This is a genomic window from Flammeovirga sp. MY04 (assembly GCF_001682195.2).
Classification (GTDB): Bacteria; Bacteroidota; Bacteroidia; order Cytophagales; family Flammeovirgaceae; genus Flammeovirga; species Flammeovirga yaeyamensis.
Genome location: NZ_CP003561.2, coordinates 588943 through 606965 on the forward strand (window position 1 = coordinate 588943; position 18023 = coordinate 606965).

An 18023-nucleotide genomic window follows, 5' to 3' on the forward strand; every position below is an offset into this window, starting at 1 on the left:
ACAAAAAATAATTTTGATAACTACTCGCCTTTTCTGTTCATCATCTTACAGAATGGGTAAACTACTCTTATTTGAAATGAAACGAAACATCTACTTTACATTATTATTTCTATTATTATCTATCAAAGGCTGGGGGCAATTGCCACTTTCCTTATGGGATTTTGCACATACGAATACGTACATGTATTTCCCAGAGGTGTTAGAGAAATCGGAAGAGTTCTATATTCAAACCAATCATCATTTTCTTCGATTTAATTCAAGCGAATTAAAATTAACGAGGTTCAGAAGTATCGCCTCATATGAAAAGTTATATCAACTGTCTGATCTAGTGGGAAAGGAAGATGATGATATCCTTTCGATGTATTTGGAGTATAACGGAGAGAAATATAAAGTGATAAGAAACGAGGTATCCAAAGACTTTATTGGTGATTGGGTGGAAGGTGGCAAGTTCTATCAAAGACGTTATATATCTGATCTTAAACTAGAGGATGGTGGTCCTTTGTTTAGATTTGGATTGGAAATCGCTTCATGGAACGATGCCTTTTCTTTTACATTAGATTATGATGAATATTTACTTCCAGAAGATGAGATGTCCTTAATAATTGAGTTAAGATTGCCTGAAGCTCATTATGAAGTAAATGCAGATAATAGTTCTCAAATAAAGATTCAAAGTGATAATCATGTGACTTGGGATTTAACATCGAACAAGGAAAATAACAGTATTTCTTATAAAAAAGGGGTGATTTCGATTTCTTCTCCATTATCAAATAAGTCTATTTCTGCATTGTTCCAGAGAAGAATTCAGAATTACTATACAGGGAAGTTATTGGTATATGCTAATGATAAGAATGCTCCATATCAAACATTAGAAAGCTTTAGAGATCCACAAAGACAAGCTACTGTCATTTCTATGAGTGGAAATATGGAATCAAAATTTGGAATGGAACGCACCAAAGTAGTCTTTGAGAATCCGACTGATGAAATACAGTTTGAGCGAGTGATATTTGAGAAAAAAGGTGTGGTAAAAGATATTACTGGAGCCTCTTTGATTTTGAGAGATAAGCAAGGATTTCCAACGGGTATTCCCATTCAAATATCAAAAAACTGGCACAACGATTATAAGCACAAGTTTAAAGGTCCTTGGTTAAGAGGATTTACTATTGTGGCCATTCCTCCAAACGAAAAAGTGGAATTAGAACTGAGTAGAGTAACGGGTTTTTGGGGAACTTTACCAGCCGCTTCCCATAGTCAATTATCCCTTACTTCTTGGGGAAAAGAAAACCAAGCGAGTCATCAGTTATGGGAAGAATCGGCTATTGGTGCTTTTGGAGAGAACATTTGTTACGAACCCTACGGTGGTATTGCAGAATCTATGATTACAGATGTTCGACCTTTGTTTGTGAAAAGTACCCAACCAAATATCAAAGAACCTGAAGAATACAATTGGACACCAAATGTAGGTGGAGGTGATTTTTTACGTTTTTATGATGATAAAGGAAATAGAAAAAACATAAAGCAGGTAAAAGTCGATTACATACGTAACTGCCCTAACTTAACGGAAGTGAGTTATAAAGGAGTCACAGCAAATGATGAAGCCGATTATAAATTAACGACCCATCTAATGCGTACCAACGATTTTGTAAAAGCATATTATCATATCGAGTTAGATGTAAAATCTAAATTAGAATTTAGTCGATTGGCAATTGCTCAGTTTGGATCGGAAACCTACGCGTACTCCTACGAGAATAAATTTGCTTTTGGTAACGAAAATGGATTGCTAAAAGAAATTAAAAACCGAAAAGATAAATTGGGTTATGTGGTTCAGGAGATCAATACCCCTGGGGCAGCCCCATGGGTTAGTATGCACGATGCAGTAAATTATGATCTTCAGAATTATGGAACGTGGGCCAATAGAGGTTTAATTTTAAGAGAGACGGTTATTATTATTAATGGAAAAGTGGTAAAGCCACAGTTTTCTACGTTTGTGCATTACAGCAAAAGAATTCAAAAGCCAGTCACTTTAATGGAATTGAATCTACCGTTACACATCAAAGAATTGAACGAAGGAGATCGAATTGATATGACTATTGAGTTATGTATTCTGCCTAATGAATCAAATAGTTATTATGGAGACAATGAGGCCTTCAAAAATTTCATATCGAAAGAAGCCAATACTTGGGAACCAATGTATAGAGAGGCGCATAAAAACACTCAGTTGATCTTTTTAAAAAAGGGAAAACTACTTCGTAGAAATCCAATAAAAGTAGAAGCAGAAAATGATGAAGTGATCTTGGATATTACAAATGGGTTAGGGTATGTGCCCATCACTATATCGAATATTTCCAATTATAGAGACTTCAATATTGTGATTACAAAAAATGGAACTTCGGTAAATTTAAAGGAACAAGAAAAGTTTGGTAACGATTATTGGCAGACCGACTATAATGCAGAGACCAAGACATGGGAAGTGACCTACTCCGTTCCTATGGATGAAAGTTTAGAGCCATAAATATTGCTGATTATGCATCAAAAAAGCCCTTTTTTCTCTTTTTTGATACTATCAGATCAAAAGTAAGAAATGTAATATATGAGCAAATTGAAATGATATAAACGCACTAATATTGTATCAGATTCAATCAAAAGAAGTTTATTTTTTAATTTTAATGAAATGAAGAGAAACAAAATACTTTTTGTCGTACTACTTAGTATGCTGCCTATAGTTTCTATTTTTGCACAAGAAGAAATGCAAAAATTCTTCCGTACCTCTACCGTTGTTTATGATATAGACGGTCAGAGTAGAAGAATCGGTTTGGGTCATACACCTGTGAAAGGATCAGTAGAAAAATCTATTGTGGATACTCCTTTTGGTAAAGCAGAACAATCAAAAGCTTATTTCGAAAAGGATGGTTTTGGATTGGAGTTACATATCAGAAAACTTCAAGACATTAAGGCTTATACTATCCAAGGTTACTTCCATAATAAGAGTAATAAAAATGTAGATCTTAGAGTATTTGATTTATTCGATACTGAAAGAGGTTTTGCCGGAACAGTAGATTTATCTAAGCCAGAACAATGGTTAATCACTCCATTAATGGAGCATAAGCATGCGGAGACTTTAGACAAGTTAAACACGCGTTATAAAGAGGTGGCTTTGGCTTACAATACAGAAAATGGGAAATCATTTTTAGTAGGCCCAGTTGGACCAGCAGACGCACATTGTAATGTGAACATTAGAAAAGGAAACTTGTTCAATACAGTACGTATGGATGAAGTATTGGTAGAGCCAGGTGAGGTTAGAAATAGTGAAGAAATGATCTTCTTATACGAAGATGATAAAGATACAAGTATTGATATTTGGACAAAGTGGGTAGCAATTACACACAATGCTAAATTAGACAGAGATCCTGTTTACGGATGGTGTAGCTGGTACGATAGAACTACTAAAATTGATGAAGCACACGTAATGAACGTGACAAAAACAATTAAAGAGAATCCAAATACATTCGGAAGAGGAATTGTGCAAATCGACGATGGTTATCAAAAAATGGATGGCGATTGGTCAGCAAACGAAAAATTCCCTTCAGGTATGGCAAAAGTGGCTGAAGAAATTAGAGCAATTGGTGCAACTCCTGGCGTATGGTTCGCTCCTTTGATGATCAATCCAGAACATCCGTGGGCGAAGGAAAATCCTGAAGCATTACAAACAAATGCAAAAGGAATTGAAACGTTTATGAACCCTAACTCTTTCCACCCAGATGGTGCAAAGTGGATTAACCCAACGCATCCAAAATCGAAAGAATTCTTATTCAACATCATTAAAGATGCTAGAGAGAGAGGTTTTGGTTACATAAAAATTGACTTCAACGGTATTGGTCAAAATTATGTAGATCCAAAGTTAACAAGATTACAAACGTTCAGACAGTTGTATACTTTGTATAGAGAAGCAGCGGGAGACGATATGTATATCCTTTCTTGTTTAGGTCAGCCAACAAGAGGTGTAATTGGTTTTATCGATGCAGCACGAGTTGGTCCTGATTCTCACCCAGCACACTTCGATCACTGTTTAGAATCTGTATTGAGATTCCAAATCTATCATAAAGTATGGTGGAATAACGATGCCGATGTGTCTTACTTAGAGTCTAAACTTCCTTCAAGAAGAGTAGGTTATACTCAACAAGAGGGAATGTGGAAAACTTGGCACAACTCTGTAGCACTAACAGGAGGTACAGCTATGATTTCTGAACCAATCGATGCTGATGATGTAAAAGAAGTGTGGAGAAATTACGAAATCATGCGACCAGGTGTGATCGAAGAAACAAAACTTTTAACACTAGGAAAGTCTGCTGATAACACTGTGTTTGGTTTCCATGCAGAAAGAACATTTGGCAACTTCGGAGTATATAATCTATACAATGTGGATAAAGAAAATAGAAACGATGTATCTATCGATTTGGTAGAAGCAGGTTTACCAAAAGATACAAAATGTGCAGTGTACGACTTCTGGAAAAACGAAGTAGTAGGTTATGCAACGAACACATATACGGCAAAAAATCTTCAGACCAACTCTTCTCAGATGGTGAGATTTACACCACTTGTTGAGGGGAAGACACAAGTATTAGGTTCGAACTTACACCTTTCTATGGGTGCAAACGAAATTAAAAACATGGTCGTGAAAGGGTCTAGTATTAAAGTGGAACTAAGTGACCATGGTGCACAAAATGGCGATATCATTTTCTACTCAGAAAAAGGGATTCAGGCCAACAACTCTAAGAATTGTGAGATCGAGAAGGTAGAAAGCTTGGGTAACAATCTTTGGAGAGTGTCATTATCAAATAGAAAGTGGAACGAAAAACAATCTTTCTCTTTGAAACAAGTAGCATTATAGATAATCAATTTCATAGATCTAAAGCATGGGCTTTGTTAGGCCCGTGCTTTTTAAAATTAGAGTTCTATTATCAAGAAATGAAGAATTGGACAAAAGATTGTAAAATATAAGTCATTTGAACATCGATTTTTCAGTCATATTTGTCAATAAGAATTATTCTTTCAATCGAATTCCTTGAAGATAACAACTCGAACAATTTAGAGTCTTCTTCAGGAGAAGATAATTTAACTTAAAACTGTATTAAACTTACATAATTAATAACACAGATGGTATAAGGTATAGAATTTGATAATTATTATTACGTCTACTTATTTTTTAATAATAAATATCTATTCAAATCTTCATCGAAATTTTATTAGAAATGAAAAAGAATTTGAAAATTTTCGCAGCAGCTTCAATGATGATGTTGTCAACTGCTGCAATAGCACAAACTGAACAAGCAGAAGAAGTAAAAATCATGGAAGGTAATAGAGTGTATGTTACTAAAAATGATCAAGCTTTTGGCAGTAAATCTTATTGGAGAATTAACATGGATAAAGCTGTTGGTGGAGAAGCATTATCTATGAAAGGTGAAAAATATGAGAAAGGTTTAGGCGTGCACGCTCCATCAAAATTAGTATTTGATGTACCTAGAAAAGCACAATATTTCTATGTTGTTCCTGGTCCTGATGACGCACACAATGGTAAAATAACTATGTCTATTAAAGTTGACGGTGAGGAAGTTTTTACTACTGGACCAATTTCTAGTAAGACTAAAAAATATACACCAACATTACAACAAATTGATGTAGCGGGAGCGAAACAAATTGAACTAATTGTTGAGGAAGGTGCTGATAATGGCGGTGATCACGCCGATTGGGCAGAGGCATTTTTTGTTGAGGGTAAAAAAGAATTTAAATTGAAAAACCCTAACTATGGTGCATATACAGAAGACGAGTCTTTGGTATATCTTACAAAAGAAATGGCTACTACCAACGATTCTTACTGGAGAGTAATGAACAACGAAGGCGTAGATGGTGGCTTTATTAGTATTAGTGGAAATCAATTTAGAAAAGGTTTGGGTGTGCACTCTACTTCTACAATGGTATTCCCTGTGAAGGACAATTATGTAAACTTTGTGGTTACGCCAGGTGCTAATGATTCTAATGGAGGTAAAATTCGTATGATCATTAAGATTGATGGCGAAGAAGTATACAACAGTGGTACAATCAGCCGCAGTAAGCAAACTGTTGAAGAGCAGAGCTTTAATGTAAAAGGTAAGAAAACAATTACACTTATCTGTGAAGATGCTGATGATAACCAAGGTGGTGATCATGGTAGCTGGGGTGATGCTCGCTTTACTACAAAAGCAGATTCTAAATAATCGTTAGCTGTAATATAAATCAACTTCTAATTGATGTTGAAATAAGGTTGTCACATCATCGAATGCGACAACCTTTTTTTATCCTCTTCTATATATTTATCTATGGTGATCAAATCCTTAGGATCATCTTTCGACTAATTCATTAAAGCATGAAAACGTATCTTTTTAAGTGTTGGGCATTGCTAATCACTATTGTAGGAATACAATTCACTTCCTATGCACAACAAACTGCGCAAAGTATCTGGGAAAACTACGATCCAAAAGCCGAACCTATTAATGCTAAGGTTTTAAAAACTTGGGAAAACGATAAAGGAAAATTTGAATATGTGGTCTATGATATTGGTCAATTAGAAGGCGACAATAAATCGGCTTCCCCTAAAGTGGCTGCATATTATGGTTATCCTAAAGACGCTAAAAATGTTCCAGGCATTGTTCATATTCATGGTGGCGGACAAAGAGCAGAATTATCTCGTGTGGAAACGTGGGTGAAATTAGGCTACGCATGTATAAGTATTAATTGGGGTGAAAAGCCTTTAGAGGATGGTCTTCAGAATACGGATTGGGACGATTTACCTGTAGGTTTCTTAGGAAAAGATAAAGGATTAGGTTTCCATAATTCGGTCACTCCAACAGAAAAAACATTGTATAAAGAGCCCAATGCCTACAACAGTAGTTGGGTAGAAATTTCGATTAGTGCAAGAAGAGCAATTACATTCTTGGAAGAAAGAGCAGAAGTAGATCCAAACCGTATTGGATTAGAAGGACATTCTATGGGTGGTTTTGCTACGGTAATGACTGCCAATGATCCTCGTATTAAAGCTGCCGCTCCATCTGTAGGTGGATCCGGTTATTTACATCAAGATATGTGGGGTTTGCCTAATAGTAAACGACACATGAGGAGTGATTTAGCGTTATTTCAAAAAACTATTGCATCACAATCATCTTGGCCTTTAATCAAAACACCTATTTTGTTTCTAGGCTCAACCAACGATTTTAATTCCCCAACAGAATTGGTGGTGAAAGGGATGTCGTTATTACCAAAATCCACAGAAAATATTTTGGTTTTGGCACCTCATTTAAATCATAGATTTACCAAAGAAGCACATGCTGCTCGTTTCCTTTGGATGGACGCTCATGTAAAAGGTACTTTTACTTTTCCTAAAAAATCAGCTTCAGAATTAAAGCTGAAGACCAAAAATAATATCCCTGTATTTACAGTAGAACCTGATCAATCATCAGGATTGCCTATTGAAAAAGTGGAAATTTTCTATGGATATAGTAGAGACTCCAGAAACCGTTTTTGGCATTCTGCTGAAGTGAAACAGAAGAAAAACAAGTATTATGCAGAGTGCCCAGTATTTGATGATAAAGAGCCATTGTATGCCTTTGCCAACATCACTTACAAAATAAACCACATGATACCTGCCCATCCAGGAAAAGACGAAACCAATTTATTTACGGTTTCATCTGAATATCAAATGGCCTATCCGGATGAACTTCAATCGGCGAAAGTAAAAACGACCGCCAGAAGATATGCTATTATCGACGATTTCTCTAACGATATGCAAGACTGGTATACGTTATTTAGAAATAACCATCACCATTGGTTCTTTGGAACTCGTAAGCTGATGGACCCTTGTTTTATGGGACCAAAAGGCGGAAAGCTTAAAATTCAATTAGAAACAAATGCAGAGGGTAATCAACTTGCTGTGGGCATTGAAACGAACACATGGCAAAATTATACTGGGAGAAGAAAAGAGAATTATTATGTGGTAGTTACTCTAAAGGACAAAGGGATCAATACTTTAGAACTTTCTCCGGAGGACTTTGTAACGAATAATGGCAAACCTCTAAAAGATTGGGACGAGGTAACAGAATTGACATTATCACCAGCATTCAATCTTCATAATAAAATGAAAGCGGACGAACGCTGGAAAGGAGATACACCAACGATGAAATCCATGAAATGGATTGGTGGTGATTTTACCAAATGGAGAAGAATCTACCCTCACGAAAAAAGAGACGATGCCGACGTGCAAAAAGTGATTAGCTTCGATAACGAATTCCAACAAGCTATTGACAAATCTGTTGAGTTGGAGGATAAGGATAAGGGTTCGAAGTGATATTGATAGATATATAGACTTAAAAAAAAGAGAGGTCGATTCATTTTATTTATGAATCGACCTCTATTGATTTATTTACATCAAACTCTCCTCCTCAACCTTAGACACATACAAATAAAACGCATTCGTTTCTTCACCATCTTTTGTGGTGAACCAAGCTGTTAAATCTGTTTGTCCTTCCTCAACATCAACAGTAATGTCTGTGGAGGTTAAAGTATTGTCAACCGATGCTTCGGATACCTTGTTTCCAATTTTGATAAACGCTTTTTCGAACTCCAATGACTTTCCTTTTACTCTAGCATCCACATACTTTGTTATCGGATAATCATCATTTAATTCGGCATTTAGCGGAAGTCCGCTTTCTTCAGGCCAACGACTTAAACCAATTTTATATTTTCCTTTTTTGGTGAAGTTCACTAGGAATTTAGCAGGTTTCATCAGTTTACCATCTCGAATAAGTTTTTGATTCCAAGGCGGGTAATTATCATCATCTGTATGAGCATCGTGACAAGTGATGACATCTACTTTATCGATACCCAAATCAATGACAGAATATTTTGTTTCCTGAATCATCTTGTCCCACCAAGTAGTATAGAAAGCATTCATTTTCTCCACTCTTTCTTGATGTTGATCTGCTATATTGTTTTCTTGACCAGGATCTGTTTTTAAGTTATAGAGATCTTTACCATCAATCAAACGCCAATCGCCTTGCATCACACAGCTTTGTTTTCCTTTTTTGGGCCAGGATAAGCGTTGAGTGTCCACTATAATCATACGTTCTTCCGGCTTATTTTCGTTTTGAAGGTATTGGCTGATATCCACACCATCCAACTCTTTTTTAGGAGTAAAAGGGACCTTGGCTAAGCTCGTTAATGTGGGTAGTAAATCAACATGTGATGTTAATTCAGACAATGTTTTTCCACCTTCAAGTGCTCCGTTAGGCCAACGAATAATCATTGGAACTCTATGTCCGCCGTCGTAATGACTCGCTTTTGTTCCTCTCATTCCAGCATTATAACCGTATACTTTCTTCGTTTTAGGATCTTTTTTAAATCCATTGGCGGTACCATTATCCGTAGTAAACAAGACGATGGTATTGTCTGAGATTTTTAGCTCGTCTAGTTTATCCAGTAATGTCTTAAAGTTATCGTCGATATTGGTAATCATACCATAAAATCGTTTTTGACTTTCTAGCAATTCTGTTTCATCAGCATAGAGATCGTAATATTCCTTTGGTACATTATAGGGACCATGAGGTGCATTCAAACTGATGTAGGTAAAGAATGGTTCATCTTTAGCGTTTTCAATAAATTTGATAGCTTCCTCAAACCAAACATCTGTACAATAGCCTTCGTGTTTTTCTGGCTCTCCATTTCTGAAGTACGTATCGTCGAAGTAATTATTGTTCCAATAATCTGGCGTTTGTCCGATTCCACCACCACCATGGTAAAGTGCACTATCAAAACCTTTATCATGAGGTCGAAACGGATGATTATCACCTAAATGCCATTTACCAAACATCCCAGTTGTATATCCCGCTTCTTTCAATACCTCGGGTAAAGTTTGTTCGTCCCCATTTAGCATAGATGCTCCCATAATGGTGTGCCAAACGCCCACTCTGTTAGGGTTTCTACCGGTCATCATGGCCGATCTTGTCGGTGCACATGTTGTCGAAACGTGATAATTAGAGAGGTTGACACTTTGTTTGGAAAAGGAGTCGATTGCTGGTGTTTTTATAATCGAATTGCCTGTATGTCCTAAATCACCATACCCTTGGTCGTCGGTGATGACCACGATAATGTTGGGTCTTTTTAAATCATCCTTCTCTATTATTTTCACACAAGATTGGAAAAAGAGAAACGAACTGATGAAATAAAAGAAGATTGTGTAGTTACATTTCATTTCAAAAAAATTAATTAATAATGAAGATGATTTGTTTAATACTTTTCTCTAAAAAAGCAGTATAAATGTGTACGGACGTTGCACTGTAACGTCCCTACGAAACATTTTAAGACTATCAATTTTATTGATAACGAATGTATTAAACTGGAAAAATCTCCTAATAAATATATCCATCCTAACATTTATTACTTATCACGTTTATTACATTTTAAGATGATTTTCTTTCCCTTGAAGTAAAGAGTTTACAGTCGTCTATATCAGTTAGTTAGTGCAATTTTAAATATTGGAAAAAATAGGGTTGATATTTAAACGCACATCAAAGAAAGTAATGAACAATCACCTCAAATTCTATTGTTGTTACTTTATTCCAATAATTATAAATACTTGGAATGAAAGAATTAATACTAGCATACTACATCAAAAAATATTTGTTATTTGTTGTACTTTTTCAGACGTTGTCTTTTTCTATAATTGCTCAAAGTTTAGAGAATCAAACAAAGCCATCACCTCTAACGGAAGTAACTTCAGATGTGGTATTTTCTTCAGAAAGGTTTACGATTACTTTTCAACCTGATGGTAAAATCACTTCCTTAAAATTGAAGGATGGGAATGAAGTTTTGCTTTCGACGAACCGATCATCGATGTATATAATTTTGATGAGTGGGGAAAGAGTCGAACTTAATAAAATATTTCGTTCGGGAGATCAACTGATATTTTCGACTGCTGATGAAAAATTAATGGCAAGCTTCAATATCAATGTTACGCCGACTTATATATCTTTTGATATGGTTGATTTTTATGGCAATTTTCCTGTGGGTGCAAAGCTAGAATTTGAACTCAGTGCCCGTGCTTCCATGAAGTTAATGGCTTTTGATTACATATCGACTTTAAGAAAAAGTGGTAACTCAAGCACTTTAACTTTTGAGCATGTTTGGGATCGCTATAAAAGAGATAACTTATTGGGTGGTTTTGTCATGTACGCTTATGCTAATGAGGCAGAGGAGGATGAAAGTATTCTTCAGGCTTGGGGAAATGAAGCCATACCTCATCCAAAAGTGAGTGGTGTGTGGAATTATGATCGAGCAAAACAATGGGTAGAAGAGTGGGAAGAGATGTTTTCGGATCAAAGTGTGATGTATATCCGACCTCAAAGTGTAGAAGAGTTACCATTATTTGAGCCGTATATCAAACAATCTGATGTGACCACAATTAACTTCTTTACCGATGTTTGGCAAGGAGGGTTTTGGCCCGATAATACGCTCAATTGGGAAGTGAGTGGTGTGTTTCAAAATCAAGCAGAATTAAAATCATTTGCATTACAACAAAGAGAAAACGGAAGAAGCATCAATTTGCATTATGTAAGTGGAGGAATTGGGAAAAGAGATCCTTTGTATGCGCAGGAAAATTTATCGGACGAGTTGGCGACTTGGGTTGAGGGAACGCTAGATCAATCCATCTCTGAAAATGATATCATTTTAACTTTTAAGCCCAAAGAAGCATGGTATAAACCACCTTCAACTTTATCACAAGAAACAGAAATTTTTGGTCAGCGTACTGAATCATTACCTACATTTTTTAGATATGAGTATTTGCAAATAGGTAGCGAATTGATGAGGATTAGTGACATCCAAAAGGATAATACTACTGGCTTATGGCAAATTACTTTATCCAATAGAAGTATAAATGGAACATTAAGGTCAGCACATGAAGAAGGGGAAATTGTAAAAGGGATCCTAAGTCCTTACAATACTGTTTTTGTTCCTGATAATTACTCTGATTTATTCGATACAGTAGCAAAAAATTATGCAAGCTTAGTCAATGACTGTCAAGTATCAAATACTCTTTTTGATGGTGCAGAAATTCATGTATATAACGGTAGATGGGGCTTTGAGAAATTTGCACAGACAGTGTATGAAAATGTGGAACATCCTGTTTTGGTACGTACATCCAACGGAATTCCTCCCAATGCTGGATATATGGAGTATAAAATCAACCGTACCAAGAAATTCTTACAATCTCCGGTGGGGGACCATAATATCGGTCGTGCATCACTTCGATTGGAGCGCTTGAGTACAACAGATAAAGGGATTATAAAGCCATCATCAAATATGTTGGCTGCACAATTTATGTTGAGTAGTCAGGCTGCTTATAATGGTAGTAATTTCTCCATTTTACGACCTGATCCTATGTTTGGAATTACGTTGGAAGAGTTTCAACAATATGGGAAAACTTCTGAAATATTGTCTCTTCTACCAAAGTGGAAAACGGTAAATAGAAATTTAACTGAAGAGCAAAGACAATCGATGTTGGAAACACATACGACCTATAAAAATCGTATAGCATCAAATACTGCATTTGAATTAAGAGACTTTGATAGTGAAGACGATTTTCTAATTTATCCTATAAAAATGATGGTAGAGCACCCATCTGATGTAGCCGAAGACCTATCCTACGCTTTATTTCATATGCTACAAGAAGATGGAATGTATGTACCAAAAGTAGAAATGTCGTTTGATGAATCGAAGAGGTTAATCAATCCTTACAAAGATCAAGTACCTCAATTCCAAATAAGGTTTATGTTTGGAGAAGGAGTGGTGGTAGATCCGACTATTCAAATGGGTAATCAGATATTAAGGGTAAATACATCTGTGGAGTTATCGACCTCATCAACCTCATATATTGAGTATAGAGGAGGTGATAAAGCAGGAGTATTTGATAAAAACTGGAATCTTATTGAAGAAGTAGAAGTGACTATTTCAGGTGATTTTGTAGCCATCAATGGTGAGAATGAGATCACCTTATTGTCTAATAATTCATCAACTGCTGAAATAGAACTCTTGTTATTTACTGAGGGGGAACCTTTTGCTGTAGCCAAAGGGAGTAAGGATACCACTTTAAAAGAATTAAAATTTGATGGTGTGATTTTCGAAGAATTGGATAATAACTTGGATCAGTTTACTCATCATTTACCTTGGGGAACAACACAAACTCCTACAATTACAGCGGTTGCAAATGATGCAAATGCCATTGTTGAAATTTTATCAGAAGAGGATGTGATCTATCCAACGGTTATCAAAGTGACTGCCGAAGATAGAAGATTCTCCAAGGAGTATGTCATTCATTATGATGTAGAAGGAGGATATGCCAATGCCAATATTTTAGAAATATCCATTGATAATCAGAAAGTAGAAGAGTTCCAAAAAGATAAACTTACTTATGAACTTTATGGTCGTTGGAGGGAACAACCTACATTTAAAGTCACTTTAGAAGAGGAGAATGCAAGTTATAATGTAAATCACCCTCAATCGGGTGGTGACTTGCATGTTATTGTGGTAACTGCTCAAAATGGATCAACAAAAAGTTATTACCTCTATTTAAAAGAGGGAGATGCCCCAACGAGTTCTCATCATCAAAAGGAAAATATTAAAGTATATAAATCCAATGAAAATACTTTGGAGATAAAATCAAATAGCGATTTGAAAGGAAATACTCTTTTGATTTATCACTTAAGTGGGCAAAAACTATTACAAAAGGAATTGGATGGAACGCGTATTCAATTGCCCTTTTCATCAAAAGGAATATTTATCATTAAGATCATCGATCAACACTCGAGTGATGTGAGGAAGGTAGTGTTTTAGAATAATTTGTTTGTTAATTCTCTAATATCAAGGGTGAAGCGAAAGTTTTGCCCTTTTTTATGCTTTTATAAGTATTACAAATTTTGATTTTTTGTAAATTGATCTTGTAAAAACTAAATTCTATGAGACAATTAAGCATTCTTTTTCTTCTCCTTTCATTTCAATTAGAAGCACATGAGGATTATTTTCGGGTGGTCAAACAATCCAACCTCATTTTAAAAATTACAACTGAGGAGAATTCTTCCTATCATCAACACATTTACAATGCTTATTTCTCGATGATTAACAATTTCATAAGAGAGGTAGATAGTACGGCTTATGTATACCTAGATTACAGGGAAGACTATTGTAATTTTTATGAGAAAGACTCTGTATTTATGTCATATACTTCCTCTTTAGAAGAAACTCACAAACATAATTACTATTATGATATACAATTTGAAGATAGAGAGGCTTTGACTATAAAATATCAATCAAAGAAATTCAGTATTAATAGAATAATGAAACTGATTGACTATGGTTTAAAGAATAAAGAAAATCTTAAAAATAAAAGTCTTCCTAAAAGATTACCCTCCTCAAAAAATAGCCAGAAATATCAATCTAAAAAAGCCAAGATCGACTCCTTAACCTCATCAATAGATGAAGTTGTTGTTGAAAGTTTTTTGCAAAATGATTCTATACATTTGGTCTTAGAGAGTAGGACAATTGTCATTGACAATATCAGGAAAATAGATTTCGATACGACCCATCAAATACTGCTAATACAAACGAAGAAAAATGAAATTCTTCTAATAGAATTGAAAGATCAATTTGTTCAAAAGCTAATTAATTTACCTTTTAATATTGGTTGTTTGGATGAAGTGAATTTCCGCTTTAAACCATTTAAAAATCAGTTAAAAGTGATACATGAAAAGTTCTTAAGTGAACCACAATATGCCTCTTTTGATTTAGGTCCCGAAATAGAACTTAAGGTTAAGAAATTAGATTATTTGTATTTATGGGTGATTGGGGTGCTATTGTTAGTTTCTGGTTTGGATTTTATTGTTGTGTTGAGGAATCTAATTAAAAGGAAGGTATAAAGTAGAATATCTAGTTTTATTACAAAACTTAAATGCTTACTCCATCGAAATTGATAATTTCTTATCTTTACCAAAAGAATAAAATTGCATGAAAAAATATCCAATTGGCATTTCAGATTTTAAAAGAGTAATTAGAGACGATTACTACTTTGTAGATAAATCTTTATTTATTGAAGAGATTGTTGAAAGTAGTGCGACTTCTATTTTGTTACCTCGTCCAAGAAGATTTGGTAAGACATTAAACATGTCTATGCTTCATGCATTTTTTGATATAAAAAAAGAAGAGGAAAATAAATCCCTTTTTGATCACCTTAAGATTAGAAAATCGGATGTTTGGAAGCATCAAGGGAAGTATCCTACAGTTTATCTTTCATTGAAAGACATAAAGGAGAATTCTTTTAGTTCAGCTCTACTTAAAATAACAGATCTTTTAAAAGAATTTTTAAAAGGATATCAAAATATTATCGATAACCCTAATTTGGATACTGATGATTTGAAATATTTTGATAAACTAAAAAGCAATCAATTAACGAGTTCTGAATTATCAACTTTTTTAATTAAGTTTTCTCGAATTTTACATGATTACTATCAACAAAGGGTAATCATATTGATTGACGAATACGATTCTTGTGTAATTAAATCATGGGAAGCTGGTTATTACGATGAAATGATCACCTTTATGCGTGGTTTTTTATCCGGTGGATTTAAGGATAATGATTATTTGTTCAAGGGGATTATCACTGGCATCCTAAGAGTTGCTAAAGAAAGTATATTTTCTGGTTTGAATAATCTTGAAGTCAATACTGTTCTTGATCATGATTATGCTGATAAATTTGGATTAACAGAACAAGAAGTGAAACAACTTTTAGAGGATGGTCAGATTGATGTTCCTTTTGAGGACGTGAAGTCTTGGTACAATGGTTATAAAATTGGGACACATTCCGATATATATAATCCTTGGTCGATTTTAAGCTTTGCCAATAAACCCAAACAAGGTTTTAGACCCTATTGGGTAAATACATCAGCAAATGAATTGATTGAGGAATTATTGACGAATGCGAATGCTGATTTAGAGAAAAAACTGACAGGTTTTATAGATGGTCAGGTAATGGAATGTGAAGTAGAAGAAACGACTATTTTTCAAGATCTTGATGCTGGAAATGAGAAGACAGTCTTAGGGTTACTTTTATTTAATGGATATTTAACAACAACTTTCTCAAAAAATATTGATGGTATAGCTTATCATGGTTTGAGAATACCGAATATAGAAGTGAAAACGGTTTACAGACAGATGCTTCAAAGGTTATTATCAAAATCTACTGTGGTAAGTGAAAGTACAATTCTTACAGCTTTACTAGATCAAAATGCCAAAGATTTTGAAATAGCTTTATCAGAATATTTACTTCACTCTTTTAGTTTTCATGATGTACAACATAGCGGATCTCTACCCGAAAAAGTTTATCATGCATTTATTTTAGGCTTAATGGCTCACCTTTCTTCCAAGTATATAGTAAAATCTAATCCCGAAACAGGACTTGGGAGGGCAGATTTAATGATCTATCCTAAAGATAGTAAAGACTCAAGAGGTTGGATTCTAGAGTTTAAAAAATTAAGGCCTAGTTCTCCGCCATTACCTGAATTAGCAAAGGATGCAATTAAACAAATTCACGATTCGAAATATATAACCACTCTAAAAGAAAACAACAAAACAGACATCATGCTTGTGGGAGTTGCTTTTGATGGAAAAGAGGTGAGTTGTTTGACGGAGTTTTTATAATCATAAGGCATTTATGCCTTCAATTTTTGACTATAAACCAATTATAAGAAAGTAAACTCCCAATGCTAAACCGGGTTTTCTTCACTATACAATTTTATACTAACTAATCCAATCATAAAAACTACAACTTAATTTTATATGATAGAAAAATTATTGGAGGAGTTTCGACTCCTTTTTGCCTTTAAATCATCAAATAATAAATGGCAAAAACCTTTATTAACCACCATAAGTATAGGAGTGCCCCTTTTATTAGGTTTATATTTTGGGTCTCTTCAATTCGGACTAACAGCATGTTTAAGTGGGTTGGTAATAATTTATCTTCCTGAAACAGGATCATATACCAATAGAATTTTAACTCTTTTGGTTTGTTCATTTGGCTTTATTGCCTCATCTGCATTTGGTTATTTTTTTAGTTTTCATCCAGTTGTTTCGATCATAGCATTTGGATTATTTACAGTGGTTGTTCATTGGATTATTCTATTTTATAAAACTTCACCACCTAAGAGCTTTTTCTTTATATTAATAGCAGCAATGTCTATTTGTCAGCCCTTTGATATCGCATCTATTCCTTTAAAGGTGGGATTGATGACTTTAGGAACTATGTTAACCTGTATGTTCGCATTACTTTATTTACTTTATCTCTCGATTAAAGATCCAAAAGCTAATCAAGATAAAATAGTTCCTATTTTTAAACCTAATCCGTATGCAGATGTTTGGGAAACTATCATTTTTGGTGGATTAATGTCTACATCTTTAGGGATTGGTTATTACTTACAGTTAGATAATCCTTATTGGATTCCTATTTCATGTGCAGCGGTAATGCAAGGAGTTTCATTACATCACGTAAGGCAACGAATGATACAAAGAATCTTAGGAACATTTGTGGGAATAGGATTCACTTGGTGCTTATTTCATTTTATCGATTACACTCCCATAACAATTTGCATTTCAATAATTATCCTTCAATTAGTTATTGAAATGTTGGTGGTGAGACAATATGCATTAGCAGTTGTGTTCATTACACCGTTTACCATCTTATTAAATGAAGCAGCAAATCCACTTTTTCATAGTACCAATACATTAATTGTGCTTCGGTTTGAAGAAATCGTAATAGGGAGTATACTTGGAGCAATTGGAGGATGGTTAACATACAAAGAGAAGATTCGACATAAATCCATCAATAAGATTGAAGGGTTGATGAAAATTTAAACATTGTACTAAGAAAATCAAGAACAAGGGTAATCGAATAGTCAACT

Annotated in this window: 9 protein-coding genes; 8 read left to right on the plus strand and 1 reads right to left on the minus strand. The window is 34.7% G+C overall.

Annotation, left to right across the window (positions count from 1 at the left end):
- The first annotated feature begins 76 nt into the window (after window positions 1-76).
- From MY04_RS22325 to MY04_RS22340, 4 genes are all read left to right on the plus strand, one after another.
- On the plus strand, window positions 77-2509 hold the full coding sequence (locus tag MY04_RS22325) for a hypothetical protein (RefSeq protein WP_158297854.1): 2433 nt from the start codon (window positions 77-79) through the stop codon (window positions 2507-2509).
- A gap of 159 nt (window positions 2510-2668) precedes the next feature.
- Complete coding sequence (locus MY04_RS22330; protein ID WP_158297855.1) at window positions 2669-4885, plus strand: glycoside hydrolase family 36 protein; 2217 nt, start codon at window positions 2669-2671, stop codon at window positions 4883-4885.
- A 361-nt stretch (window positions 4886-5246) separates the two neighbouring features.
- A complete protein-coding gene (locus MY04_RS22335; protein WP_066214530.1) occupies window positions 5247-6248 on the plus strand; it encodes an NPCBM/NEW2 domain-containing protein in 1002 nt (333 codons plus the stop codon).
- A 149-nt stretch (window positions 6249-6397) separates the two neighbouring features.
- Window positions 6398-8371: an alpha/beta hydrolase family protein gene (locus tag MY04_RS22340; protein WP_066214532.1), complete on the plus strand. Its 1974-nt coding sequence runs from the start codon at window positions 6398-6400 to the stop codon at window positions 8369-8371.
- A gap of 75 nt (window positions 8372-8446) precedes the next feature.
- Here MY04_RS22340 and MY04_RS22345 read toward each other — a convergent pair whose 3' ends face one another.
- Window positions 8447-10273 carry an arylsulfatase gene (locus tag MY04_RS22345; protein ID WP_066214534.1) on the minus strand — a complete coding sequence of 609 codons (1827 nt, stop codon included), beginning with the start codon at window positions 10271-10273 and terminating at the stop codon, window positions 8447-8449.
- Between the two features lie 389 nt (window positions 10274-10662).
- On the opposite strand from MY04_RS22345, the gene MY04_RS22350 reads away from it, so the two are divergent.
- From MY04_RS22350 to MY04_RS22365, 4 genes are all read left to right on the plus strand, one after another.
- On the plus strand, window positions 10663-13911 hold the full coding sequence (locus MY04_RS22350) for a hypothetical protein (RefSeq protein ID WP_066214536.1): 3249 nt from the start codon (window positions 10663-10665) through the stop codon (window positions 13909-13911).
- 377 nt (window positions 13912-14288) lie between these two features.
- Window positions 14289-14990: a hypothetical protein gene (locus tag MY04_RS22355; RefSeq protein ID WP_158297856.1), complete on the plus strand. Its 702-nt coding sequence runs from the start codon at window positions 14289-14291 to the stop codon at window positions 14988-14990.
- 88 nt (window positions 14991-15078) lie between these two features.
- Complete coding sequence (locus MY04_RS22360; protein WP_066214539.1) at window positions 15079-16767, plus strand: AAA family ATPase; 1689 nt, start codon at window positions 15079-15081, stop codon at window positions 16765-16767.
- Between the two features lie 138 nt (window positions 16768-16905).
- A complete protein-coding gene (locus MY04_RS22365) occupies window positions 16906-17976 on the plus strand; it encodes an FUSC family protein (RefSeq protein WP_066214540.1) in 1071 nt (356 codons plus the stop codon).
- The last annotated feature ends 47 nt before the right edge of the window (window positions 17977-18023 follow it).